General features: G+C 59.3%; 22 protein-coding genes, 1 tRNA gene and 1 pseudogene. 8 read left to right on the top strand and 16 right to left on the bottom strand.

Annotated features, from left to right (window positions below):
* Nucleotides 1-12: 12 nt before the first annotated feature.
* Nucleotides 13-1,779: a ribosome biogenesis/translation initiation ATPase RLI gene (locus V5D86_RS02615; RefSeq protein ID WP_414595133.1), complete on the bottom strand. Its 1,767-nt coding sequence runs from the start codon at nucleotides 1,777-1,779 to the stop codon at nucleotides 13-15.
* 65 nt (nucleotides 1,780-1,844) lie between these two features.
* On the opposite strand from V5D86_RS02615, the gene V5D86_RS02610 reads away from it, so the two are divergent.
* Nucleotides 1,845-3,212 carry an MATE family efflux transporter gene (locus V5D86_RS02610; protein ID WP_414595132.1) on the top strand — a complete coding sequence of 456 codons (1,368 nt, stop codon included), beginning with the start codon at nucleotides 1,845-1,847 and terminating at the stop codon, nucleotides 3,210-3,212.
* A 3-nt stretch (nucleotides 3,213-3,215) separates the two neighbouring features.
* On the opposite strand, the pseudogene V5D86_RS02605 reads toward V5D86_RS02610, so the two are convergent.
* A pseudogene (locus tag V5D86_RS02605) lies at nucleotides 3,216-4,529 on the bottom strand (ATP-binding protein); the annotation flags it as partial.
* Nucleotides 4,530-4,807: 278 nt separating this feature from the next.
* On the opposite strand from V5D86_RS02605, the gene metG reads away from it, so the two are divergent.
* Both metG and V5D86_RS02595 read left to right on the top strand, forming a co-directional pair.
* Nucleotides 4,808-7,063: a methionine--tRNA ligase gene (gene metG, locus V5D86_RS02600; protein ID WP_414595131.1), complete on the top strand. Its 2,256-nt coding sequence runs from the start codon at nucleotides 4,808-4,810 to the stop codon at nucleotides 7,061-7,063.
* Entirely contained in the window at nucleotides 7,060-7,719 is a 660-nt protein-coding gene (locus V5D86_RS02595; RefSeq protein WP_414595130.1) for a PHP domain-containing protein, read from the top strand. The genes metG and V5D86_RS02595 overlap by 4 nt, the downstream gene beginning before the upstream one ends.
* Nucleotides 7,720-7,724: 5 nt before the next feature.
* Here V5D86_RS02595 and V5D86_RS02590 read toward each other — a convergent pair whose 3' ends face one another.
* Nucleotides 7,725-9,086 carry an MATE family efflux transporter gene (locus tag V5D86_RS02590; protein ID WP_414595129.1) on the bottom strand — a complete coding sequence of 454 codons (1,362 nt, stop codon included), beginning with the start codon at nucleotides 9,084-9,086 and terminating at the stop codon, nucleotides 7,725-7,727.
* Nucleotides 9,087-9,154: 68 nt separating this feature from the next.
* Nucleotides 9,155-9,703, bottom strand: a complete 549-nt coding sequence (locus V5D86_RS02585; protein WP_414595128.1) for a TATA-box-binding protein — start codon at nucleotides 9,701-9,703, stop codon at nucleotides 9,155-9,157.
* A 131-nt stretch (nucleotides 9,704-9,834) separates the two neighbouring features.
* On the opposite strand from V5D86_RS02585, the gene V5D86_RS02580 reads away from it, so the two are divergent.
* A complete protein-coding gene (locus V5D86_RS02580; RefSeq protein WP_414595127.1) occupies nucleotides 9,835-10,308 on the top strand; it encodes a hypothetical protein in 474 nt (157 codons plus the stop codon).
* A 439-nt stretch (nucleotides 10,309-10,747) separates the two neighbouring features.
* Here V5D86_RS02580 and V5D86_RS02575 read toward each other — a convergent pair.
* A tRNA-Cys gene (locus V5D86_RS02575) sits at nucleotides 10,748-10,821 on the bottom strand.
* A gap of 128 nt (nucleotides 10,822-10,949) precedes the next feature.
* Here V5D86_RS02575 and V5D86_RS02570 point away from each other — a divergent pair.
* Complete coding sequence (locus V5D86_RS02570; protein ID WP_414595126.1) at nucleotides 10,950-11,810, top strand: hypothetical protein; 861 nt, start codon at nucleotides 10,950-10,952, stop codon at nucleotides 11,808-11,810.
* Here V5D86_RS02570 and V5D86_RS02565 read toward each other — a convergent pair.
* Genes V5D86_RS02565 through V5D86_RS02555 form a run of 3 tightly spaced genes read right to left on the bottom strand, consistent with a single transcriptional unit; the run spans nucleotide 11,758 to nucleotide 13,854 of the window.
* Nucleotides 11,758-12,195 carry a tetratricopeptide repeat protein gene (locus tag V5D86_RS02565; RefSeq protein WP_414595125.1) on the bottom strand — a complete coding sequence of 146 codons (438 nt, stop codon included), beginning with the start codon at nucleotides 12,193-12,195 and terminating at the stop codon, nucleotides 11,758-11,760. The genes V5D86_RS02570 and V5D86_RS02565 overlap by 53 nt on opposite strands.
* Nucleotides 12,192-12,956: a dihydroorotate dehydrogenase electron transfer subunit gene (locus V5D86_RS02560; protein ID WP_414595124.1), complete on the bottom strand. Its 765-nt coding sequence runs from the start codon at nucleotides 12,954-12,956 to the stop codon at nucleotides 12,192-12,194. Before V5D86_RS02560 ends, V5D86_RS02565 begins: the two co-directional genes overlap by 4 nt.
* Complete coding sequence (locus V5D86_RS02555; RefSeq protein WP_414595123.1) at nucleotides 12,949-13,854, bottom strand: dihydroorotate dehydrogenase; 906 nt, start codon at nucleotides 13,852-13,854, stop codon at nucleotides 12,949-12,951. Before V5D86_RS02555 ends, V5D86_RS02560 begins: the two co-directional genes overlap by 8 nt.
* A 51-nt stretch (nucleotides 13,855-13,905) precedes the next feature.
* On the opposite strand from V5D86_RS02555, the gene V5D86_RS02550 reads away from it, so the two are divergent.
* A complete protein-coding gene (locus V5D86_RS02550; protein ID WP_414595122.1) occupies nucleotides 13,906-15,135 on the top strand; it encodes an aminotransferase class V-fold PLP-dependent enzyme in 1,230 nt (409 codons plus the stop codon).
* A 335-nt stretch (nucleotides 15,136-15,470) separates the two neighbouring features.
* On the opposite strand, the gene V5D86_RS02545 is transcribed toward V5D86_RS02550, so the two are convergent.
* From V5D86_RS02545 to V5D86_RS02510, 8 genes are all read right to left on the bottom strand, one after another.
* The gene (locus tag V5D86_RS02545) at nucleotides 15,471-15,872 is read right to left on the bottom strand and encodes a hypothetical protein (RefSeq protein ID WP_414595121.1); all 402 of its coding nucleotides are present in this window, start codon (nucleotides 15,870-15,872) and stop codon (nucleotides 15,471-15,473) included.
* Between the two features lie 26 nt (nucleotides 15,873-15,898).
* Nucleotides 15,899-16,318: a carboxypeptidase-like regulatory domain-containing protein gene (locus V5D86_RS02540; RefSeq protein WP_414595120.1), complete on the bottom strand. Its 420-nt coding sequence runs from the start codon at nucleotides 16,316-16,318 to the stop codon at nucleotides 15,899-15,901.
* 138 nt (nucleotides 16,319-16,456) lie between these two features.
* The gene (locus tag V5D86_RS02535; RefSeq protein WP_414595119.1) at nucleotides 16,457-16,903 is read right to left on the bottom strand and encodes a putative immunity protein; all 447 of its coding nucleotides are present in this window, start codon (nucleotides 16,901-16,903) and stop codon (nucleotides 16,457-16,459) included.
* Entirely contained in the window at nucleotides 16,900-17,448 is a 549-nt protein-coding gene (thpR, locus tag V5D86_RS02530; protein ID WP_414595118.1) for an RNA 2',3'-cyclic phosphodiesterase, read from the bottom strand. Before thpR ends, V5D86_RS02535 begins: the two co-directional genes overlap by 4 nt.
* Nucleotides 17,445-17,924: a low molecular weight protein-tyrosine-phosphatase gene (locus tag V5D86_RS02525; protein ID WP_414595117.1), complete on the bottom strand. Its 480-nt coding sequence runs from the start codon at nucleotides 17,922-17,924 to the stop codon at nucleotides 17,445-17,447. The genes thpR and V5D86_RS02525 overlap by 4 nt, the downstream gene beginning before the upstream one ends.
* Before the next feature lie 230 nt (nucleotides 17,925-18,154).
* Nucleotides 18,155-19,960: a sel1 repeat family protein gene (locus V5D86_RS02520; protein WP_414595116.1), complete on the bottom strand. Its 1,806-nt coding sequence runs from the start codon at nucleotides 19,958-19,960 to the stop codon at nucleotides 18,155-18,157.
* 106 nt (nucleotides 19,961-20,066) lie between these two features.
* Complete coding sequence (locus V5D86_RS02515; RefSeq protein WP_414595115.1) at nucleotides 20,067-20,372, bottom strand: hypothetical protein; 306 nt, start codon at nucleotides 20,370-20,372, stop codon at nucleotides 20,067-20,069.
* 1 nt (nucleotide 20,373) lies between these two features.
* Nucleotides 20,374-21,486, bottom strand: a complete 1,113-nt coding sequence (locus V5D86_RS02510; RefSeq protein WP_414595114.1) for a DUF362 domain-containing protein — start codon at nucleotides 21,484-21,486, stop codon at nucleotides 20,374-20,376.
* Between the two features lie 190 nt (nucleotides 21,487-21,676).
* Here V5D86_RS02510 and V5D86_RS02505 point away from each other — a divergent pair, with 190 nt between their 5' ends.
* Nucleotides 21,677-22,093 (top strand): S-adenosylmethionine decarboxylase family protein, encoded by a 417-nt coding sequence (locus V5D86_RS02505; protein WP_414595113.1) that lies wholly within the window; start codon nucleotides 21,677-21,679, stop codon nucleotides 22,091-22,093.
* Between the two features lie 290 nt (nucleotides 22,094-22,383).
* Nucleotides 22,384-23,163 (top strand): ATP-binding cassette domain-containing protein, encoded by a 780-nt coding sequence (locus V5D86_RS02500; protein WP_414595112.1) that lies wholly within the window; start codon nucleotides 22,384-22,386, stop codon nucleotides 23,161-23,163.
* The last annotated feature ends 1 nt before the right edge of the window (nucleotide 23,164 follow it).

Genomic DNA, 23,164 nt, shown 5'->3' with positions numbered 1-23,164 from the left:
GCAGCTTAGGGATCAGGCGTAGTAATACTCGCCCTTGCCCTTCTGCTCCCTGTCGAGCCTCGACTCGGGCTTGTTGATCCTCGGCCTGTGGGTGTCCGCGTCCCTGCGGAACGTGATGTCGACGGCGGAGAGGAACCTGTTCATGCCCTCGCGCATGTCGAACGGCCCGTCGCCGACCCCGTGGTGCCCCGGCTCCCCGCCGAACACCATCATGGAATCGGAGACCATGTCGAGGAAGTAGATGTCGTGGTCGACGACCATGGCGCTGCGCCCGGACTTCTCCATCATGCGCCTGATGGTCTTCGCGGCGTTCATCCTCTGGTTGGAGTCCAGGTAGGCGGACGGTTCGTCGAAGAGGTAGATGTCCGCCTCCGTCGCGAGGCACAGCGTGATGGCCACCCTCTGCAGCTCTCCCCCGGACAGGTTGGCGACCTTCTTCTCCATGAGGTACTTGATGCCCAGAGGCTCTATGACCTCCCCGTTGAAGAAGCTCGAGCTGACAGTCTCGTAGGCCTTCATGAAGAGCAGGTCCTGGACGGTGCCGTCGAAGTCTGCCGCGATGTACTGGGGCTTGTAGGCGACCTTCACCTTGCTGTCCATCTCCCCCTCGTCGGGCTTCACGATCCCTGCGAGCATCTTCACGAGGGTGGTCTTCCCGGTGGCGTTGGGTCCGACGATACCGACGGACTCCCCGATCTTGACGGACCCTCCGGAGATGTCCAGCTGGAACTCCCCGAAGTCCTTCCTCAGGCCCTGGAACGTTATGAGGTCGCCGGTCTGCCAGTCCCCGCGGGGAGGGGACGCCTCGAACTCGATGGGCCTCTCCCTGAAGCGGATGTTCTCCTCCGGGAGGTATCCGTCGAGATAGACGTTGATGGCCGTCCTCACCTGTCTCGCGAGGGTGAACACCCCGTACGCCCCTTCGGAACCGTAGACGACGTTCACGTTGTCCGCGAGGAAGTCCAGTATGGCCAGATCGTGCTCGATGACCATGACCTGCTTCTCCGCGCTCAGCTCCTTGATCAGACGGGCCATCTTGACCCTCTGGTAGATGTCCAGGTACGAGGTGGGCTCGTCGAAGAAGTAGACATCGGCCTCCTTCATCATGGTCGCGGCCATGGCCACCCTCTGCAGCTCTCCGCCGGAGAGCTTGTCCAGCTCCCTGTCGAGGACCTCCGTGAGGTCGAACGTCTCGGCGGCCTCGTCGATGGTCATGCGCTCCTGGACCTTGCCGAGGAGGTCCCTGACGACGCCCTTGGTCGCCTGGGGGAGCTTGTCGACGTACTGGGGCTTCATCGCGGTCCTGATGTTCCCCGCCCAGAGAGTCTCGAAGTAATCATGGAGCTCGCTCCCGGAGAACCTGGACAGGACCTCCTCCTTGGTGGGGGGGTTCTCGTAGTTCCCGAGGTTGGGGACCTCTATCCCGCACAGCATCTTGATCGCGGTGGTCTTCCCGATACCGTTCGGTCCGAGGATACCCGTGACCAGTCCCTTCTTGGGGACGGGCAGGCGGTACAGGCGGAAGGAGTTCAGACCGTACTGGTGCATGAGGTCCTCCTTCAGCTCGTCCGCGAGACCGATGATCTTGACAGCTTCGAACTGGCATTTGTTGACGCAGATCCCGCATCCTTGGCAGAGCGTCTCGGAGATTATGGGCTTCCCCTTCTCGCCGAATGTGACGCACTCCACGCCCGTTCTGTTCAGGGGGCAGAATTTGGCGCACTCCTGGTTGCATTTCTTGTTCTGGCATCTGTCGTTCAGCACGGCCGCGATCCGCATGTGTTCGCCGAATCAATCTCCTTATATATAGGTGAGGAAACAGGAGGTGTCGCGGAGACGATGGGATGAGCGAGGAGACCGAAGGCACGAGGACGCTTCTGGGGGACCAGAGGAAGGGGGTCATCGCCCTCACGATCCCTATAGCCGTCGCACTGTTCTTCCAGCAGCTGAACAACATCGTGGACAGCCTCTGGGTCGCCGGGCTCGGGGGGAACGCCATGAGCGCCCTCGGCATCGTCTATCCGATATACACGATCCTGATCGGGATAGGCAACGGTCTGGGCATAGGGGTCGGGGCGGCCATAGCCAGGAGCATCGGGCTGAGGAACCATCGCGATGCTAACCACTCTGCTGGACAGGGGGTGCTGATAACCGTCCTGGTCAGTCTGATACTGACACCGTTCCTGTTGCTGACCGCCGAGTACACCATGGGCATAATGGGCGCGGGGGACACCGTCAAGGAGTGTCTCGAGTACGCCTATCCCCTGTACGCATCCACGTTCCTGATCCTTCTCAGCGGTGTGATGTCCGGCATGCTGCGCGGCGAAGGTGCCGCGAAGCGCTCCATGGCGATCCAGGTGATCGGGGCCGTGGTGAACATCGTGCTCGACCCGATAATGATCTACGGGCTCGACATGGGCGTCGCCGGGGCCGCCTGGGCCACCGTCATCGCGTTCGGGACGTCCTGTGTCATCGCGGCGTACTGGTATCTCCGTGGCAAGGGCATGTACATCAGGATCCGCAGGTCCGATTACCGTTACGACCGGAGGGTCTGCAGGGGCATCCTCTCCGTAGGGGGGCCGGAGGCGCTCGAGCTGTCGATCATGTACCTCTTCAACATCTTCCTGAACTATCTGGTGATAGAGGTCGGTGGAACGGACATGGTCGGTCTCTATTCGACGGGATGGAGGATAGCCAACTTCATCCTCATCATCGCCCAGGCGATGGGAGGTGCCATGGTCGCCGTCTGCTCGGCCGAGTACGGGATGGGGAGGTTCGACATGATCCGTGACGCGTTCCGCTACTCTGTGGGCCTGTCCATATTCTGGACGCTGGTCCTGTCGGTGGTGCTGGCACTGGGTTCCGGCCCTCTCGCGTCGGTGTTCACCCATTCGGAGGACCTGATGTACCTCCACGGGGAGATGGCATCCATGCTGCTGTTCTTCGCGATGTTCCTCCCAGTAATGTCCATGGTCTACACGGGTTCCGCGTTGCTCCAGGCGATAGACCGTGCATCGGGTGCGATGGTGAACTCCCTGGCAAGGAACATACTCCTGACCGGCACGTTCTGGGTCGCCACCGTGTCCATCGGGACTCTGACCTCGCTGTGGTGGATGATGGCCATCGCGGAGATAATCGGCGGACTGATGATGGGCATCCATGCCTGGCTCATGCTGAGGAGGGTGTCCTCCAGGGAATCCGTCCCGGCATGATCGGAGCAGCATCGCCATGTACATAGGGAGATGCACCATCCCGTCCTCCACCTTCAGGTCCTTGGTGTAGAGGATGTATCTGGTCCCGGTGTTGTCCCTGAACTTGGTGTGGAACTTGTCCAGCGAGGAATGGGATGTGTAGTCGGATGACTTCACCTCGAGAGGACATATCTTCTTCCCTTTCTTTATAAGGAAATCAATCTTCATGGTGTTGCTCGAATCGTTCCTGTCCGTCTTCGAGTAGAAGAACAGCTTCTTTCCGCTGGATACAAGCATCTGGGCGACGACGTTCTCTGCGAACATCCCCTCGTTGATCCCCAGGTTCCTGAACATGATCGCCCTGTAGATGTCCTCCTCGGTCGCGTTGGACTCGTCCAGCGCAGCGGTCACGAGCAGTCCGGTGTCCGCCATGTACAGCTTGTGCGCGGTGGAGTCCGCATTCAGCATGAGCCCTATGGACGGGTCGGTGGACCTTACGCACCTGTTGACGATGCGAGCGTCCACCAGCCACATGAACGCCTCGTCGTATGCTCTGGTCCGGGCATTTCTGTCATTCGTCGCCTCGGACAGGATGAATCTCCTCCCACCCTTGGAGAGAAGGTCGGGTATGCTGTCGAATATCGTCCGTACCTTGTCCTCGTAGCCCTTGGCGAATTTCGCCACGTCCATGCGGTAGAGCCTGAGTATCCTCCTCTTCACGACATCGACCTTCTCGAAGTTCCTGGTCTTCATGTATTCGAGGACAGCTTGTGGCATACCTCCGACAAGCATGTACTCCCTGAACCTGTTCATGATCTTCCTATGGTTCGCATCTCCACAGGGCTTCAGGGATTCATAGCATTCCCTGATGTACGATGATGTGATCTCATCGCCCATCGCCCAGAGGAACTCGTCGAAGTCGAGAGGATGGAGATACAGCGTGTCCTCCTCCGACGGGATGACGATGTCGGTCAGTCCTATGATGGAGAGGAGGGATCCTGTCTCGATGTAGTCGTATCTGCCATCTTCGATGAGGAATTTGATGAACTCCCTGGCCATCGGAAAACGCTGGATCTCGTCGAAGATGATCACGGACTCACGTTCGTACAGTGTGACATTGAAGTATTGCTGCATTCTCACGAAGAATTCGCCGAGGTCGTTCCGTTCATGTCTGAATATGTCCAGTACAGATTCATCAATCTTGCTGAAGTTGATGGTTATATGGGAGCGATATTCGTTCTTCGCGAATTCCTCTGCCAGGAAGCTCTTCCCGGTGCGTCTTGCACCGTCTATGAGAAGTGAAGATGCGCCTTGGCTGTTGTTCTTCCAAGATAGCATCTGTCCGTATGCCTTCCTCTTCAGAATCACCCCATCCATGTTTGGATATGGGTTCATTACTATTTAATAACACGTAATCATATAATCATTATAGCCGTATAATCACGTATTCAATAAGATTATCCTTCAATATAATCACGTAATCATAAACATTGAAATAGAGTTTTTGCACGTAATCATAAAAAATACTTGTTATTATGCAAGTATATGGCATGTGCCCGGCCCGTTTTTCCCTCGACGGGTATATATCCCGCGCGTGCAGTCGCGTGCACGTTACAATGGCAAAGATAGTAGTCAACGTCGCATGGCCGTACGCGAACGGCACGATCCATCTGGGCCACATGGCAGGGTCGCTCCTTCCTGCGGATATCTTCAGCAGATACAATCGCATAATCGGCAACGAGGTCCTGATGGTCGGAGGGTCCGATCAGCATGGTACCCCGATCACCGTCTCCGCGGAGAAGAACGGCATGACCCCCGAGGCGTATGCCGACAAGTATCATCTGATCAACAAGAAGGCCATAGAGGACATGGGGATCGAGTACTCCCTCTTCAACAAGACCCACTGCCCCACTCACTTCGAGATCACCCAGAAGCTCTTCCTCGACCTGAGGGAGAAGGGTCTGATCTACACGAAGCAGACCGAGCAGTACTTCTGTCCCAAGTGCGACAGGTTCCTCCCGGACCGCTACGTCGAGGGCGTGTGTCCCAAATGCGGAGCGGAGAAGACCAGGAGCGACCAGTGCGATGCCTGCGGCACCACGTTCGAGCCCGGGGACCTCCTCGAGCCGTACTGCACCCTGTGCCGCTCCACCCCGGAGATCCGCAAGACCGAGCACTTCTTCCTGAAGCTCAGCGAGTTCAGGGAGGACCTCCTCAGATACCTGGACGGGAAGGACTACTGGAGGGCGAACGTCAAGGCGTTCACCAAGAACTGGCTCCAGGACGGGCTCCACGACAGGGCCATCACCAGGGACATGTCCTGGGGTGTCCCCATACCCGTTGAGGGGTGGGACGACAAGGTCATCTACGTCTGGTTCGAGGCGGTCATCGGATACCTGAGCTCATCCGTCGAGTACTCCAGGATGATCGGCAAGCCCGATTACTGGGAGGGCTTCTGGAAGGACCCCGACGCGAGGCACTACTACTTCATCGGGAAGGACAACATACCGTTCCACTCCATCATCTGGCCGGCCATACTCATGGGCGAGGGGGGTCTGGACCTCCCGTACGACATACCTGCGAACGAATACCTCATGATCAACGGGGGGAAGCTCTCCAAGAGCCGCAGCAACGGCGGGGCCATCGACATCCCCAGCGTCCTGGGGAGGTACGACCCGGATGCGATCAGGTTCTACCTGTCGATCAACATGCCTGACACCCATGACACCGAGTTCACCTGGGACGATCTGGACACGAAGATCAACAACGACCTCGTGGCCACCCTCGGGAACTACTACCACAGGTGCCTGAGCTTCACCAGGAAGAACTTCGGCACGGTGCCTGCGGGGGACACGGACCCGGAGACGCTGGCGGAGATCGAGAGGGCATTCGGCGAGTACAGGGAGCTCATGCAGGTGTGCGAGCTCAAGAGGGCCATCAAGGTCGTCATGGACCTCGCCCGCTACGGCAACAGGTTCTTCGACGCCGCGAAGCCCTGGGCCCTGGTCAAGGAGGACAAGGACGCATGCGGTGCGGTCATGAACACGACCCTCCGCATATGCAAGGCCCTCTGCGTCATGATGTGGCCGTTCATGCCCAGGTCGTCCGAGAGGATCTGGCAGTTCATGGGGTTCCAGGGAACGCCCGAGGACGCCGGCATCGAGGAGGCGCTGGCACCCATGCCCGCGGGACAGGAGCTCCAGGAGCCCGTCCCCGTCTACAAGAAGATCGAAGCACCCAAGGAGGCACCGAAAATGGACAATCAGGAGAAGGATAAGAAGAAGGAACCTCCCGCAGCGGTACCTGCAGGACCGTTCGCGGACTTCCGCAGACTGGACATAAGGGTCGGGACCGTCGTCGAGGTGGGGGACCACCCCGAGGCCGAGAAGCTCTACGTCCTGAAGGTCGACCTGGGGGAGGATGAGCCCAGGCAGATCGTGACCAACATCAAGTCCCTCTATCCCAGGGATCAGATGGAGAACAGGAGGCTCCTGATAATCTCCAACCTCAAGCCCGCCAAGTTCCGCGGGGTCAGGTCCGAGGGGATGCTCATGGCGTTGGACGACGAGGAGCTCGGCGGGGACGCCGTCCTCCTGCTGAAGCCCTCCGCGGACGTTCCGAACGGGACGCAGATCAACTGCGGGTTGGAGGTGTCCTCGTCCAGGATCGAGGTGAAGCACTTCGAGAAGTGCTCGATCAAGGTCGGGAAGCTCGCGGACGGGAAGATCCTCGGCTCCGATGCGCCCGAGGGATGCCCTGCGGCCGCCGCCTTCGTCTTCGACGGAGACGAGAGGCTCCCCATGGGAGACGGGAAGGGCTGCTTCGTCACGACGGACAACCTCGACTTCATCGACGGGGCGCAGGTCAGATGAAAGCGGATCTCCATGTGCACACGTTGTACTCCAACGACGGCAAGACCACTCTGGAGGAGCTCCTGGACTACGCGGAGCGCATGGGGATAGGATGCATCGCGGTGACGGACCACAACGAGTTCGAGGCGTATCCGCGTCTCAAGGACAACGGCCGCATCATCATAATCCCGGCGGAGGAGGTGTCCTCCGCCGAGGGCCACATAGTCGCGCTGGGGATAGACAGGCTGATCCCCCGCGACCTCTCCATACAGGAGACCATAGACAGGATACACGAGGCCGGGGGATACGCATTCGCCGCACACCCGTACAGGTGGTGGTCCGGTCTCGGGGAGAAGAACACCCTGGCATACCCGTTCGACGGGATCGAGGCCAGGAACGGCCGTTCCGTCCCATCGGCGAACCGCCGTTCGGAGAGGCTGGCCAGGCGTGTCGGCAAGCCGATGATCGCAGGCAGCGACGCGCATACGCCCCGTCACATCGGGGAGGGCTACGTCGAGCTCCCCGATTCTCTCAGGACATGGCAGGAGGTCGTCGAGTACATAATGCACAACGAGGCCCCCATCGTCTGCAGCCACAGCCGTCACATGAAGGACACCCTGAAGTACGGGTTCAAGTCCATCACCCAGTGGATGCTGCGCGGTTTCAAGCGCATGTGATCCGTTCACGTTCGGACACTTTCGGCACGGTCCAGGTACCCGTATCTCGGGGCCATTCTATGGACCAGGGCCATCGATATCACGATGGTGACCATCTCGGTCACCGGAACGGCTAGCCATATGCCGTCCGTCCCGAACATCAGCGGGAGCAGGAGTATCATCAGCACCTGCAGGCACAGTCCGCGCAGGAACGACACCGTCGCCGAGAGGATCCCGTTGGAGAGTGACGTGAAGAGCGACGAGACGTAGATGTTCATTCCCATGAACAGGAACGAGAACCCGAATATCGCCGAACCGTGTATCGCGATCTCCTCGACGGTCTCCGAGCCTCCGGCGAATAGCCCCACGATCACCCATCCGAACAGCTCCACCGTCAGGAATATGACGATGGACACCAGGGCGACCAGTCTGACGCTCGTGCGTAGGAGGATCCCCATCAGATCGCGCCTTCCTGCGCCGTAATTATAGGACATTATCGGAGCGATCCCCATGGAATATCCTATGACAACGGCGGTGGCCAGGAACTGGATGTAGATCATCATCGTCAGGGACGACACGCCGTCCGGGCCCAGGTAGGCCATCATGGTGAGGTTGAACAGGACCGTCGTCACGGACCCCGCGAGTTCGGTCACCATCTCGGACGCTCCGTTGGAGCACACCTTCCCGAGCATCCTGGCGCTCAGGGACGGACGGGTGTAGCGCAGGGGGCAGTCCTTCGTCCTGGTGAAGTACACGAGACCGACGGTCAGGGTGATCGTGGACCCGATCCCCGATGCTATCGCGGCGCCCTCTATGCCCATCCCGAGAGGTCCCATGAACAGGATGTCCAGGACGATGTTCGCCAGGCCGTTGGCTATGGACCCCATCAGCGATATGTCCGGCCTTCCCGCGGTTATCAGGAACTGTGTCACCAGGTACTGGAGGATTATGATGGGTCCGAACACTATTATCGTCCGGAGATACGTCTCCGCATAGTCGTGGAGGCGCTCGTCCGCTCCCAGGAGGCCGACGAGGTCGGACGAGAACATCAGCGTGACCGTCGTCAGGACCAGAGCGGCGACCAGAGCGATGACGGTGATCCCGGAGAACGTCCTGCGGGCATCCTCGATGTCCCCCTCGCCCAACCTCTTCGCTATGTATGCCGACCCGCCGGTCGCGAACATGAACCCGAAGGCGTTGACCAGCCCCAGGATCGGGACTATTATGTTCAGTCCCGCAAGGGCATCCGTGCCTATCATGTTGGACACCAGCCCTCCGTCCACTATGGAGTAGGACGAGATGCAGACCATCACGACGATCGTCGGTAGTGCGAAGCGCAGCATCTGTCTGGGGGTGCGGATGCCTTCCAGCCTGTCGTCGACTTCCATGATATCTTCGTGCTTCAGAAACCGAAAGGGGTTTTTAGCGGGTGCCCGAAGGCACCCATGATTTCATCTCAGCTCATCAGGCTTGCAGCCCTGAGCTCGGCGGCGATCTTGTCTACCGCACGGGTTACGTCCTCAGGGACCTTGGCGCCGGTGCACACCATCTTGCCGGACCCGAAGAGCAGAACCACGACTTTGGGGTCGTCGAGCCTGTAGACGAGTCCGGGGAACTGCTCGGGCTCGTACTCGACCTTCTCCAGACCCAGGGTGATAGCGACCGTGTTGAGGTTGATCTCCTGTTCCAGATCGGACGATGCGACGATGTTCTGCACTTCGATCTTGGGTTCGATGGTGATGTGGACATCGGCCTTCTCCAGATCCTTGGCGACCTTCGAGATTGCCACCTTAACGTCCTCACGGCACTTCGCGCCGGTGCACACGACCTTTCCGCTCCTGAATATCAGGGTCGCGGTCTTGGGCTCCTTGAGCCTGTAGACGAGTCCGGGGAACTGCTGAGGGTTGTACTCAGCTCCATCCAGAGCGTCTTCGATCTTGTTGAGGTCGAGCTCCTGACCGAGGTAGGTAGAAGCGACAACATTCTCGATGTTCATCTTTGCCATCTAAGCACCGAACCGGCCTATTTAAAGACTATTTATAAACCTTGCCATGTGGATACGTGCATTTAAACGCAATATCATGGAATCTGACGTGCCACGCAACCTTAATAGACGTCCATTGAGATGTCGTCATCATGAGCAAGAGTCCCGTACCGTCCCTGGAGGACATAAGGAAGATCGCAGAGCTGCCAGTCTTCGTGGTCGAGGGAGACATAGAGTGGATGGAGGGCCCCGTCCTGGTCAACGGCAACGATATCGAGTCCACCCTGGACTTCGCCAAGGCCGTCGATGCGAAGGTGCTGTTCATACAGTACGACTATCCTGATTTCGACGACTACTTCATCGATGACGAGGACTATGACCTCGAGGAGCTCTTCGGGGATGCCGAGGGCGATGTCCTCAATGCCATCGAGGAGCGCAACGACGACTTCGAGGACTTCCTCGAGAAGGAGTACGACAACGAGCCCATCGGATGCTCCGTGTATGTGATGTACGAGGGGACCCCGTACGGCATGTTCGTCGAGGACGACCAGCTGATCGAGTCCTTCGGTGAACTCAATGATGAGTTCATCGTGAGAACCTACATGGAGCTCTTCGACGAGGAGTGACCTTCTGCAGGATCCATAACAAAACCTCTGCCGGGTCCGGCAGAGTCCCTTCCCTATACATACGGGTCCGGTCGTGTTCATGGTTCGCCGTGATACAATCCGGACGACCTTGACGATGTTTTATATAATCCCGATTCTAATTGCTGTTTAGAAACTGAGCCGACTGCCTATGAGGCAGTCGTAAGGGGTTTCTTACTTCAGCAGTTCGACGATGAGCCGAACAAACTGAAGGACCAGGGCCGCAGTTTGAAGCACGAGGCTCTGGTCCTGTCTTTCTTCGGACGTGTTTTGTCACCTCCTCGGATTTCACAGGATCGAAGTCCGCGTGCGAGCACGCGTTGATGAGATCGACAGAGTATGGTTAGCGGATGCTTTCGTCAATTTGATAAATCAGGAGGGTTTTTAGACCTCGAGGTCACGGATTAATTGGGAATAATGATGGAGTCGGGGGAGGGAGTCGAACCCCCATAAATGGATCTGCAGTCCACCCCATGGCCGCTGTGGTACCCCGACCTATCACTCCCGATTGGTTTCCGATATAAAATAATACTGATGAACGAGGGTATGCATCCGATCTTCTGGCTCGGCGTTCAGGCCTCCCGTCCAGCCAGATATACATAGGTCCTCTCGGATGACATGCCATGCATTGCAAGGATGCCTCCATGCGCGAGGTGGACGTCCCGCTCACACCGGAGAACATAGCCCGGCTCATGGACGGATGGCGCGCATACGTCCGCGCCGAGGCGCTCATCCTCAGGAACGGGGATGACTATGCCGTGGTGGAGCTCCACAAGGCGGATGGGAAGGGCCTGTTCAGGGATGTGGAGGGCTACAGGATAATCTCGCTTCCCGAGAACACGGTCTTCGTGGAGGATCCAGACCTGGATGTCCTGAACCTTCCGGCAATGGCCGTCCTCCAATCGGGTCATCCTGGAAAGGCCGTCGTGGTCCGCGGCATGTTCTCGCACATAAGCTATGTGAAGGACCTGGAACCTCTGAGGCTCACCGTCGTGGACAATGTGCCGCCCGCGCCCTCGAAGCTCGGCGTGCTCGTGCGCATCGCGTTGGCGTCCGGGTTCGTGGACCTTCCAGTCGTGATGGAGGAGAGAATCATCGACATGCTGTCCAAGGTCCCGGAGGTGGAGACGGAGGCCGTGATGTTCCCATGCAGGGCATCCCATCTCTCATCCGACAGGCCGTTCTACTTCCTGGACGACTCTCCCGAGGTAGACAGGCCGGTAACCCTGATCGGCTGCCATCTGTCCAGAAGGATCTACAGGGAGCTCTACGGGTCCGACGTGCCGTTCATAAACGTCTGTCCCGCCGATCACGTCAGGGACGGGGAGAAGACCATAGTGAAGTGCTGCAAGGTCAAGCAGGGCTACGAGCTCGACGGGGACGTCGTGCGCGTGCCGTGGGGCGCAACGGTCCCCGAGGTGGTGGACGCCATCAATGCGCTCTTCTCCTCTTCGGGGCGGCAGCGAGCTCCCTCCCGCGGTTGAAGGCCTTGTATCCCTCGTCGGCCCTGCCGGCATCGCAGAGTAGCTTCCCCAGTTCGTACCAGGAGTCCGCATCCTCCGGATCGGACTCTATGTGGAGCCTCATGTGGGCGATGGCCTCCTCGAGCTTCCCGTCCCTGGCTAGGACGGAGCTGTGGCTTCTGCCCTTGGTCTCCTCGTCGAGGACGCGGACCATCTCCTTGCGCGCCTTGCTCATCAGGACATCCACGGAGCTCTCGGAGAGCCAGGGGTACCTTCCCCTGAGCATCTCCCTGAACGGTCCCGCGGCCTCCTCGTCTATGACGCACTCCGGGCCCTTGAAGAGCCTGCGTGGGACATCCACGGACAGGTTCCCGTGGACCACCAGTATGCTGTTCGCCTGAGTCATCTGAACTTCACGGTGCGACCGCACTCGTCCCTCTTCGCGACACCGAACTCGGTGAGCCTGGAGAGCTTCTCGGAATCGAAGACGGGGCCGTCCCTGCAGATGCGGGAATCGTCCATGACGCAGCATCCGCACACCCCCGCACCGCACTTCATGTACCTCTCCAGGGATAGCTGGCATTCGAGTCCGAGCTCCTGGCAGGCCTTGAACGTGAACCAGAGCATGACCTCCGGACCACATGCGACCACACAGTCGTAGTGCTTCTCCCTGACGCGCTCCTTCATGAGCTGGACCGCGTTCCCGTGGAACCCGCGGCTCCCGTCATCGGTGGCGATCCAGACGTTCTTCGACCTGGACGATGCGACGGAGTCCATGATCACGTCCCTCTCGGACCTGGCCGCGATTATCGCGTCCGCGCCGGTCTGTGCGATGGCGGGCATGACCGCGGCCGCGCCGACGCCGCCTCCGATTATCAGGAGCTCCCCCTTGGAGAGGTCGAACCCGTTCCCGAACGGTCCGCGTATCCTCAGGCGGTCCCCGGCGACGAACCCGTGGATGGCCCTGGTGGCATCCCCTATGGCCTTGACGGTGATGCTCTTCTCCCTTCCGTCTATGCCGGATATGGACATGGGGATCTCGTCGATCCCGGGGACCCACACCATGATGAACTGTCCCGGTCTCGCATCCGCATCCCAGTCGAACCTGAACGTCTTGGTGTCGTAGCACTCGTCCACGACCTCCTTGATAATGACGACATCACTCATGGGCAACACCTACCATGGACCCGATCGAGTCGTACCCGTATTCTTCCATGAATCCCGAGAGTCCCGAGTTTATCTCGTCGAACACCTCCGGTCCTCTCGTCCCCACTGCGCTACCGACCTGGAACGCGGACGCTCCGGCCATTATGTACTCGGCCGCGTCCCTCCATGTCGCGATCCCCCCGACCCCTACCAGAGGGATGTCGAGGACCGTCCTCAGGTCGTATATCGCCCTTACCCCGACGGGTTTGATGCCCTCTCCGGAGAGGCCTCCGAACCTGTTGCTGAGTAGGGGCCTTGCGAACTCGGGCTCGATGACCATCGCCTTGAGGGTGTTTATCGCGACGACCGCATCCCCTCCCGCATCCTGCACGGCGAGGCCGATGTCCTGGAGGATGTGCGTGTTGGGCGTCAGCTTGGCCCATACGGGGATGGAGACCGATGATTTGACCGCTGAGACTATGGAGCGGACCATGACGGGGTCGGTCCCGACCTCCATCCCGTACCCCTTGGCATGGGGGCACGAGAGGTTCAGCTCGACGGCCGAGGCTCCGAAGTCCTCCATCCTGGCTGCCAGTTTGGAGAAGTCCTCCGCCGAGGATCCGTATATGGACCCTATGACCTTCCCGGCCCTGACCGCGACCTCCATCTCCTCCGCGAACAGCTCTATTCCGGGGTTGGGAAGGCCCATCGCATTGACGTACCCGCCGGTCACCTCTGTGAAGCACGGGTTCATGTGTCCGGCGTTGGGCTCCAGTCCGATGGACTTGGTCACCACCGCGCCGCATCCGCATCCGATCATGCGGACGAGTGACGGTCCGGTCTCGTCCATGATCCCGGAAGCGACCATCCCAGGTCTGTCGATCTCCAAATCTCCGATCGCGGTCCTCAGCGATACCATGTCCGAACCCATGCACATCGCTTTATAAGATAGTCGCGGGCGCGGGTTAATATGGAGAATCCCATAAGGGCATCCATGGACGTGAACTCGGTCCGCAAAGACTTTCCGACGGTACGCAAGGGACAGGGGATCTATCTGGACAGCGCATGTCAGTCCCTGAGGCCTGACAGCGTCATCCGTGCCGTCACCGAGTATTACGAGGAGTATCCGGCATGCGGGGGTCGCAGCGTTCATTCCATGGCAACACGCGTCTCGATAGCGGTGGACGAGTCCAGGGAGACCCTGGCGTCCTTCTTCGGGACGAAGGATCCCGAATGCTACGTCTTCACGCGGAACTGCACCGAAGGTCTGAACACCGCCGCGTACGGACTGGGGCTGAAGAGGGGGGACGTCGTCGTGACGACGGACATGGAGCACAACTCCAATCACGTCCCCTGGATGAGGCTGGCCGAGACCGCGGGGGTGGAGAGGCGCTTCTCCAGGAGCGGCAAGGATGGAAGGTTCGACATCGAGGCGTTCCACAGGTGCATGGACCGCAAGGTCAAGGTGGTCTCCGTCCAGCAATCGAGCAATGTCACGGGGTGCACGGTACCGATAAAGGCCGTCTCCGAGATAGCCCATGACTACGGGGCGACGGTCATCGTCGACGGCGCCCAATCGGCACCGCACATGAAGGTGGACCTGGAGGACCTGGACGCGGACATATACTGCATGTCGATACACAAGATGCTGGGGCCCTCCGGCATGGGCGTCATGTACGGGAAGCGCGAGGTCCTCGAGAGGCTCCGCCCCATGGCCCTGGGAGGAGGCACGGTTGGTCTGGCGACATACGATTCCGTCAATCTGGCCCCGATACCTGACAGGTTCGAGGCCGGACTGCACGACTATGCGGGCATAGTCGGTACGAAGGCCGCGATAGAGTACCTCTCCAGGATCGGGATGGACGAGGTGGAGAAGTGGGATTCCATGCTCATGAGGAGGATATTCTCGGACCTGGAGGACGTCCCGGGCCTTCATGTGGTCGGGCCGGACGAGCCATCCCTCAGGGGAAGTGTCTTCTCCTTCAACATAGACGGGCTGGGCGCCCATGACATCGGCATGATGCTAGACAGCATGGCCGGGGTCATGATACGCTCAGGGATGCATTGCACCCATCCGTTCTATGTCTCGCGCGGCATCGACGGTAGCGCCCGTGCGTCCACATACATCTATAACACGGTCGATGAGATCGATATCTTCGCCAGTGCCGTCAGGCATATAGCCGAGACCTTCGGACAGTGACTTCCGGATCACGACCTCCGACCCGTGGTCCAGCTCCACGGATCCCCCGTATGCGGTCGCCGCCTTGGATTGGCGTTCGCCGTCCGTCACCGTCACCACATGGTCCTTGACGATCAGCACATGCGATTCGGACGGAAGGAGCTCGTACCCTCTCAGGACCATCTCGTCGGCCTCGGATGCCTGGAATCTGTCCAGGAGGTCCGCTATGCCTTCTGCCAGGTTATCGCTCATCAGTCCCTCGTCACGGTTATGGGATGTCTCCAGTATTCCGACGGAGGCCGCCAGGAGCGAGATGCAGCATACGCACAGGACGACCCTGGACAGGGTGAACTCGATCATGTCTCGACTCTCACCCCCGACCTGTCCCCGTCCCAGCAGCTGATGACCTTCAGGACCGTGTCCCCGGAGATCTCGATCTCGTCATTGAGCACCGGGACGCCCGGTCTCTCCAGCATGATCTTCTTCTTGACCTCGCCGTTCGCCATTATCCTCAGGGAATACTCGTTCCCGGAGCTTCCGCCCAGGACTATCGATTCCCCGGTCGGGATCGACACGTTGACGGATACGGTGCATCCGTAACCTCCGAAGAATGCATCCGAGACGGCCTCCATTATCTTCCTGGCCTCCGATTCCGTGTCGATGGTGGACAGGGAGTCCTCGGCATCGTCCACCATGTCGACGATCACAGGTGTCATCGTGGCGATTACCAGGACCGCCACGGCAAGTTTTATCGGCATGCCGATGATGCCACGGCGGTCCCTTATCACAGTATCACCGTGATCTTCACGTCATTGCTCTCGGTGTATCCCGTCTTCGTCACCAGGACGTTGATGAATCCTACCGTCCCGCTCCCGTAGGGGTCTATCTTCAATCCGCTGAAAGACACCTTGCCGTTCAATCCGGTCTTACCATGGGGCGTCCCGTCTTCATTTGTCACGTTGAGACCGTCCAGGACCACGGTGGCACCCTCGAGAAGGTTCCCGTCCTGGTCCGTGACGGTTACGGTGAAACCATCGAGATACCCGTCCTCTCTCACTTCGATGCAATCTTCATCGACGGTCACCTCCCCTATCGACTGCGGGGCCTCTATGCTGTTCATCCATCCGATCAATATCCCTGCGCCCATGGTCGCCACCAGTATGACGATCATGAGCTGTAGCGGGAGGCCCTCTATTCCTCCCATCGTTCCCGTGTCACGATTATCCATTTTCATGGTCCTCGGGACGGTTTTCCTTTCCTAGAATAAGAACCTCTGCGACTGAGTAAGTGTTACACATACGCTCTTGGATGTGTAGGGTACCGAGGTCCGTATGCCATGGGCTCAGGCGAGGTCCCTGATCTGGGTGTTCCTCTCATCGATCACCGCTCCGATGTCGCCGGGACGGAGGAGGTTGACAGTCCTGATCGCATAGTCCGAGGCGACGAGGGCATGCTCCCTCATGTGACACACGGACAGGGCCTGTCCGATGGTCCGTATCGCGGCCTGTTCCGCACCCTCGGCATCCCTGGCGAGCGCATGTACCTCTAGACCGCGGCGGCGGATCTCTCCGACGGACATGGTCCCGTCTATGAAGCCGTCGACCGTCTCCGACAGGGCCACGGTGGATTCGGACACCGCATCGCTCTCCGGGAATTCCATCGCGATGCGTTCGGCCATGGCCCTGGCCCACAGCGCCAGGACCTTCTGGCTCCTCCCATCGACGATCCCGGAGAGTTCCGAACGGAGCTCCACGGAGTCGTCTATGCGGATCTTCGGTCCGGACATCATCGCTCACCCAGCGGTATCCTGGAGAGGACCGTGTGCGTCGCGCCCTTCGGTCCGAGCACGCTCCTCATCACGAGCACCTCCGAGCACTGGAATCTGCAGAACGTCCTGTCGGAGTACTTGGAGAACAGCTCTGACGGGTCCATCCTGTCCCTGCACCTTGCCACGGTCACGTGGGCCTTGAACGGCTTCGGGTCGAACGGTATGCCGGCCTTTCTCAGTTCGGACGATATGCCCTCGGACATCCCGGACAGGACATCCTCGGGACCGACGCCCATCCACAGCACGGTCGGACGCTCCTTGTTCGGGAATGCCCCGAACCCGGATACCTCCACATCGAACCTCCCCGTTCCGTGCACGGCGCGTTCGACGCACTCAGATATCTTCCTGACCTTGGAATCGTCCACGTCGCCTATGAATCTCAGTGTTATGTGAGTCTGTTCGGCAGGGGACGGTCTCAGTCCGGCTATCCTGAGGTCCCTGCGGAGGCCTTCCGCCTCGGACGTGGAGGGGACATGTATGGAGATGAACGCCCTGATGAGTGTCATCTGAGCTCCGGATGCTGTTCCAGGATGTGGTCCAGAAGTCCGCGGCATCCCCTGGTTATATCGAGATATGCACGTTCGAAATCGCCTGTGTAGTACGGGTCGGCGACCTCACCGCCTCCGGCGAAGTCCATCAGGAGGCCGATCTCGCACACATGCTCAGGCGGACACATGCGACGGATGTAATCGATGTTCCTGGAGTCCATGCCGATGATGTAGTCGTAGTCCAGGTAATTCGAACGGAGGAGCCTGCTGGCGTGCTTCCCCTCGCATGAGATGCCATGCATGCCGAGCGTGGCCACCGCCCTCCTGTCGGGGGACTCCCCCAGATGGTCGCCGCTGGTTCCCGAGGAGCACACGGTGAACCTGTCGCTCAGGCCTTCGTCTTCGAGTAGTTTCTTGAAAGAGAATTCTGCGATGGGACTCCTGCAGATGTTCCCGTAGCAGACGAACATGACCTTTATCCTGCCTACGCTCACGGTATACCCGTATAGAGAGGTTGTTTTTATGCCCTTTTGAAGGATGGGTTATTTAGGTGTACACGCATGCACCGGGCATGAAGGAGACAGCTTCATTCCCCAAACAGGACAGGGTCGTCGGACTGCTTCCCATCCTGTCCCTCGTCGTGCTTCTCGCGGCGGGCATCGTGATGATCCTCTGATCATCGCAAAACATCAAAAAATGGCGGGGTGGTCCCCGCCTGTTTATCTCACTGCTTCGAAGACTGCGAGATTATGCGCTTCGCGGCGGCGTTGCCCTTGTCAGCGGCCTTCTGGATCCACTCCGCGGCCTTGGCGGGGTCCTTCTCGGTGCCCACGCCGTCCTGGTAGCAACGGCCGACGATGAACATGGCGTCGGGGTCTCCCTTCTCAGCGGACCTGAGGTAGGCCTGGAACGGGGACTCCTTCTCCTTGATCTCGACCTTCTGTCCCGTCAGCTTCTGGACGATCTCCCTGGACATGATGTGCCCGAACTGGGCGGCACGGGTGTACCAGTCGATGGCCTTGTCCATGTCCTTCTCGGTCCCGAGACCGTTCTGGCAGCAGTATCCGGCGTAGTAGAGGCAGACGGGGTCGTCTCCTTCGGCGCCCTTGACGAACCACTGGTATGCGACGGCCGGGTCCTTCTCGGTACCCTCGCCCTCCATGTACCCGTATGCGACGTGGTACTGGGACTTGGCGAAGCCGTTCTCCGCCAGCTGCTTGTGGATGGAGAAAGACTTGGCGATGCTCTTCTGGACCCCGCGTCCCTTGGCGTAGGCTTCGGCGACGGAGTACTGGGCCTTCATGTAGTTGTCCTCGGCGGCCCTGTTGAGCCAGATGAACGCCTGCTCGTCGCTCCTGGGAACACCGCGGCCGAGCGCATAGGCGTTTCCGACGTTGAAGCACGCGACATCGTTGCCGTGTGCGGCGGACATGAGGTAGTACCTCATGGCGAGCTTGCTGTCCTTCTTGAGCCCGGTCCCGTTGGAGTAGTTGTCTCCTGTGATGAGCTGGGCGTAACCGTCCCCGAGGTCCGCGGCCTTCTTGAACCAGGATGCGGACGCCTGGGTGTTCTTCTTCACCTGCTTTCCGCGGGCGTTGAGCTGTCCCAGCATGACCATCGCATCGGTCTGGCCGAACGATGCGGCCTCCTCCAGGAGCTTCAGGCCGAGGTCGCGGTTCTTCTCGGTGCCGACCCCGCCGATGTGGCATCTAGCGAGACCGTATATGGCGGCTATGGATCCCCTGCCCGCGGCAGCGGAGTACCATGCGTATGCCATGGGTCCGTCCTTGTCCACACCGACGCCGTCCATGTAGCACCTTCCGAGGCTGTACATCCCCGCATCGTTACCGAACTCGGCGAGCTCCCTGTATATGGCGAATGCCTTGGAGCGGTCCCTGTCGACGCCGTACCCGTACTCATAGCACCTTCCGAGGCTGATCGCGGCGGGCGCATAGCCGTCGTCCGCGAGCTCCTGGAGGAGTCCTGCACCGCGTGACCTGTCACGGGCGGTTCCCATTCCGTTGAGAACGCATGTCGCAGCCATCAGGCGTGCGGCATAGTGCCCGGACTTCGCGGCCTCGTTGTAGTCCGCGCAGGCCCCGGCGGGGTCGAACTCGGTTCCAACGGCCAGCTCCTTGAGCTTTGCCAGCATGAAGGTGGCATCAGGGTCTTCGGGGCCACTCCTCTGTTTGAAGTAGTCATAAAGAACACTGTCTTTCGGCGTCTCGTGCGACTGGTAATAGTCGGACAGCCATCTGTACGCCTCCGCATTGCCCCCCATGGATGCGCGGAACATCCACATGCAGCCCTCCATGGCGTCTACTGGGACCGTCAGACCGTAGGCGTAGCAGTGGCCTACGACGAACTGTGCCCCGGGGTGACCCATCTTGGCTGCGCGAATGTACCAACCGAAGGCGGCAGACTCGCTCGCATCGACGCCCTCGCCGAGCGCGCACCTCTGCCCAAGCTCGAAGCAGGACTGCACGTCCCCCGCTTCGGCCTTGGAAATCAATTCCTCAAAGGATTCCATCGAGGGTCCCTAACGCTCTCAACGTTATAAAGAGTGCCTAGGGATGCACGGTGGAAGGACAAGGCTCCCCGGAGGGAGCCAGTGTCGTTTGCGCGTCTGATCGTCATCAATCGTCCGACACAGGTCTGCCACGCGCCTTGTCCAGGGCCCTGTTCCTGAAGTATATCGCCAGGGCGGTGGCCACCAGCATGAAGTCCAGGACGTAGAACGCGAACACGTACGTGATGTCACCGGACACTATCTTGCTGAGCATCCCGCAGACGTACGCGAACTCGACCGCTGCCATGAACACGACGCTCGTGCCTATGGACGTGCGTGCCCTCCATGCGCGGACGATGTTGAACGGCCACGCGGACGCGAACCCGAGGAGCATCAGGGTCTCGAAGATGTTGCCCAGGGCTATGGGGTCCATCTCACCTTACCTCTATGAGCTCGTAGTCGGAGGATCCGAATCCCATCCTCTCCGCATGCTCGAACGTGCTCTGCCAGCGTGTGCTGGGCTGGACGCACTTGAAAACGTCGGACGGTTTCCTCCCGTCGCAGTTGTTCCACAGGAGGGACCCGGGGATCATCTGCTGCTTCTGCACGAGGTCTATGCATGCCCTGTCCAGGGCGACCGGGTCGTACGATGCGAGTATGCCCACGTTCGGCACGACGGGCATGTCGTTCTCCCCGTGGCAGTCGCAGAACGGGGACACGTCGCAGATGACGGTTATGTGGAAGCTGTCCTTGCCCTTGATGGACGCCATGGCGTACTCGACGATCTTCGCGTTCAGGATGTCGGGGCTCTCGTCGTACATAGGCTCGATGGCGTTGAAGGGGCACACGCTGACGCACCTCCCGCATCCGACGCACGAGTCCTCGTCGATCCCGGCCTTCCCCCCGTCCATGGATATCGCGTCGACCGCACAGAACTCCAGGCATCTCCTGCAGCCTCTGCACTTCTCGGCGTCCACAACGGGCTTCCCGGCGGAGTGCATCTCCATCTTCCCGCGACGGGACGCACATCCCATCGCCAGGTTCTTCAGGGCCCCTCCGAACCCAGCCTGCTCGTGGCATTTGAAGTGGGAGAGCGTGATGATCGTGTCCGCATCCGCGATGGCGCGCCCTATCTTGGCGCTCTTGACGTACTCCCCGTCCAGAGGTATCTCCGCGTCATCATATCCCCTGAGGCCGTCCGCTATGATGACCTGGCATCCCGTGCTCATGGGGGAGAAGCCGTTCAGGTTGGCGGTGTCCATGTGCTCCACCGCGTTCTTCCTAGATCCCACGTACAGGGTGTTGCAATCGGTCAGGAACGGTATGCCCCCGTTCTCCTTCACGATGTCCGCGATGACCTTCGCATAGTTGGGCCTCAGGAACGACAGGTTTCCGAGCTCCCCGAAGTGCAGCTTGATCGCCACCATCTTCTGGTCCATGTCGATGTCTGAGATCCCGGCGGCCCTGACCAGGCGTTCGGTCTTCTGCAGGAGGCTGTCCCCAATCTTGCAGCGCATGTCGGTGAAATAGACTTTGGATCCTGCCATGGTATCGGTGACCGGTTTGTCCGCCGATTATTTACGTCTTCCGAGACCGCGGTCATGTGACCCGTCAGAGACAGATAGAAACCGCGATGGACTCTGTAGGGACAACCGCTTCTGAAGGGCGGGGTCAGTTTGAAATAGGGTATGATGATGGAGCGTTCGCGGGGAGACCCGTGGTGAGTAAATGTACAGTATGAGCCCTTTCTCCGGACCCCTCCTCTCCGATGAGGAGTCGATCAAGAAGTACAACGATGAGAAGCAGTGGGGACTTCACATCGCAATCGATCTGGGGGAGTGCGATCACGAGAAGATCTGCGACGGTGAGTTCATCAAGCAGTTCGCTATCGATCTCGCAGACCACATTCACATGAAAAGGTATGGAGAGCCCATCGCCGTGAGGTTCGGCGCGGATCCCAAGGTTCAGGGATACTCGCTCATCCAGCTCATTGAGACCTCCTGCATCGCAGGACACTTCGCAGAGGACACGGACAGGGCCTTCATCGACGTGTTCTCCTGCAAGGAGTTCCCTCCTGAGTCCACCGCCGATTACTGCAAGGAGTACTTCGGCGCGAAGAAGATGCAGTATGCGACCCTCTTCAGGGACATCTGACCAGTTCAAACCAGATGGGGCCTCGGCCCCTACTACAACTTTTATTGTATCTGTGGTGCACGGTTCTCCCTACCGTTTCTCTTTTTCCTGATAAGGAGTCTTGTTCCTCATTGGAATATTCGGGTTTATATTTTCCTTTTTAGAATAATAAATCCCCATTGGGATTGTGCTTATAATGTCCGATGGCATTGCCAGAATGGGAAATACACATCGGGATTCGGGTTAAATTATTCCTTATTAGGATAATAATATCCTCTAAGGTTAAATAACTAGGCTGAAAATCCGTTGACATGCATGTCGATAGAAGTGGTGTGACCATCACCGTTTGTCCCGGAACGACAAAACGCGGGACCCCGGAAACGTTCGATCCCATCGAGATCTCCCCGGGAGATACAATTTCCATTGTAGGTCCGACCGGGTCGGGGAAGACCGCTTTCATCAACGATATCGAGGTGTTCGCACAGGGGGACACCGTCACCGGCCGCAGGGTCCTTGTCAACGGGGATGTGCCTCCCGAGGAGTTCATCCGCGACCCGTCGTGCAAGCCGATAGCCATGATCACCCAGAACACGAAGTGCCTCGCGGACCTGTCCGTTCGCGAGTTCCTATCTATGCACGTCTCCACCCGCAGGAACCTCGCGGAGAATGTCATCGAGGACACCGTGAGGCTTGCCAACAACTTCACGGGGGAGAAGATAGTCGAGCATGCGAGGATGTCGTCCCTCTCCGGCGGACAGACACGTTCCCTCATGATAGCCGATGCGGTCCTGATATCGGACGCGCCTATACTCCTCCTCGACGAGATCGAGAACGCCGGGATATTCAAGGACGCGGTCATCTCGCATCTCAAAAACCTCGGGAAGGCGGTGATCTTCGTCACTCACGACCCCTACGTCTCACTCCTGTCCGACCGCCGCATCGTGATGTGCGGGGGTGAAGTCGTCAAGATACTGACCCCCGGCGAGCAGGAGGCCCTGGCATTGGAGAGGATCAGGAGCATCGACGCCGAGATGTCCCTCATCCGCGAGAAGATCAGGGTCGGCGAGATCATCCAGGAGGGGGCCATCTGAG

The organism is Candidatus Methanoprimaticola sp. MG2 (assembly GCF_047501175.1).
Lineage (GTDB): Archaea > Thermoplasmatota > Thermoplasmata > Methanomassiliicoccales > Methanomethylophilaceae > Methanoprimaticola.
Note: the sequence above shows the minus strand (reverse complement) of the source record. Positions and strands in the feature narration are given on the sequence as shown.

Bases quoted from the DNA above. Each gene is read 5' to 3' on its own strand.
- V5D86_RS02615 (WP_414595133.1), bottom strand. From the start codon at position 1,779: ATGCGGATCGCGGCCGTGCTGAACGACAGATGCCAGAACAAGAAATGC.
- thpR (WP_414595118.1), bottom strand. From the start codon at position 17,448: ATGACACTCATCAGGGCGTTCATCTCCATACATGTCCCCTCCACGTCC.
- V5D86_RS02535 (WP_414595119.1), bottom strand. From the start codon at position 16,903: ATGATGTCCGGACCGAAGATCCGCATAGACGACTCCGTGGAGCTCCGT.
- V5D86_RS02505 (WP_414595113.1), top strand. From the start codon at position 21,677: ATGAGCCCTTTCTCCGGACCCCTCCTCTCCGATGAGGAGTCGATCAAG.
- V5D86_RS02500 (WP_414595112.1), top strand. From the start codon at position 22,384: ATGCATGTCGATAGAAGTGGTGTGACCATCACCGTTTGTCCCGGAACG.
- V5D86_RS02580 (WP_414595127.1), top strand. From the start codon at position 9,835: ATGAGCAAGAGTCCCGTACCGTCCCTGGAGGACATAAGGAAGATCGCA.
- V5D86_RS02510 (WP_414595114.1), bottom strand. From the start codon at position 21,486: ATGGCAGGATCCAAAGTCTATTTCACCGACATGCGCTGCAAGATTGGG.
- V5D86_RS02610 (WP_414595132.1), top strand. From the start codon at position 1,845: ATGAGCGAGGAGACCGAAGGCACGAGGACGCTTCTGGGGGACCAGAGG.
- V5D86_RS02565 (WP_414595125.1), bottom strand. From the start codon at position 12,195: ATGACTCAGGCGAACAGCATACTGGTGGTCCACGGGAACCTGTCCGTG.
- metG (WP_414595131.1), top strand. From the start codon at position 4,808: ATGGCAAAGATAGTAGTCAACGTCGCATGGCCGTACGCGAACGGCACG.
- V5D86_RS02545 (WP_414595121.1), bottom strand. From the start codon at position 15,872: ATGCCGATAAAACTTGCCGTGGCGGTCCTGGTAATCGCCACGATGACA.
- V5D86_RS02590 (WP_414595129.1), bottom strand. From the start codon at position 9,086: ATGGAAGTCGACGACAGGCTGGAAGGCATCCGCACCCCCAGACAGATG.
- V5D86_RS02515 (WP_414595115.1), bottom strand. From the start codon at position 20,372: ATGGACCCCATAGCCCTGGGCAACATCTTCGAGACCCTGATGCTCCTC.
- V5D86_RS02570 (WP_414595126.1), top strand. From the start codon at position 10,950: ATGCATTGCAAGGATGCCTCCATGCGCGAGGTGGACGTCCCGCTCACA.
- V5D86_RS02585 (WP_414595128.1), bottom strand. From the start codon at position 9,703: ATGGCAAAGATGAACATCGAGAATGTTGTCGCTTCTACCTACCTCGGT.
- V5D86_RS02595 (WP_414595130.1), top strand. From the start codon at position 7,060: ATGAAAGCGGATCTCCATGTGCACACGTTGTACTCCAACGACGGCAAG.
- V5D86_RS02550 (WP_414595122.1), top strand. From the start codon at position 13,906: ATGGAGAATCCCATAAGGGCATCCATGGACGTGAACTCGGTCCGCAAA.
- V5D86_RS02540 (WP_414595120.1), bottom strand. From the start codon at position 16,318: ATGGGAGGAATAGAGGGCCTCCCGCTACAGCTCATGATCGTCATACTG.
- V5D86_RS02520 (WP_414595116.1), bottom strand. From the start codon at position 19,960: ATGGAATCCTTTGAGGAATTGATTTCCAAGGCCGAAGCGGGGGACGTG.
- V5D86_RS02555 (WP_414595123.1), bottom strand. From the start codon at position 13,854: ATGGTATCGCTGAGGACCGCGATCGGAGATTTGGAGATCGACAGACCT.
- V5D86_RS02560 (WP_414595124.1), bottom strand. From the start codon at position 12,956: ATGAGTGATGTCGTCATTATCAAGGAGGTCGTGGACGAGTGCTACGAC.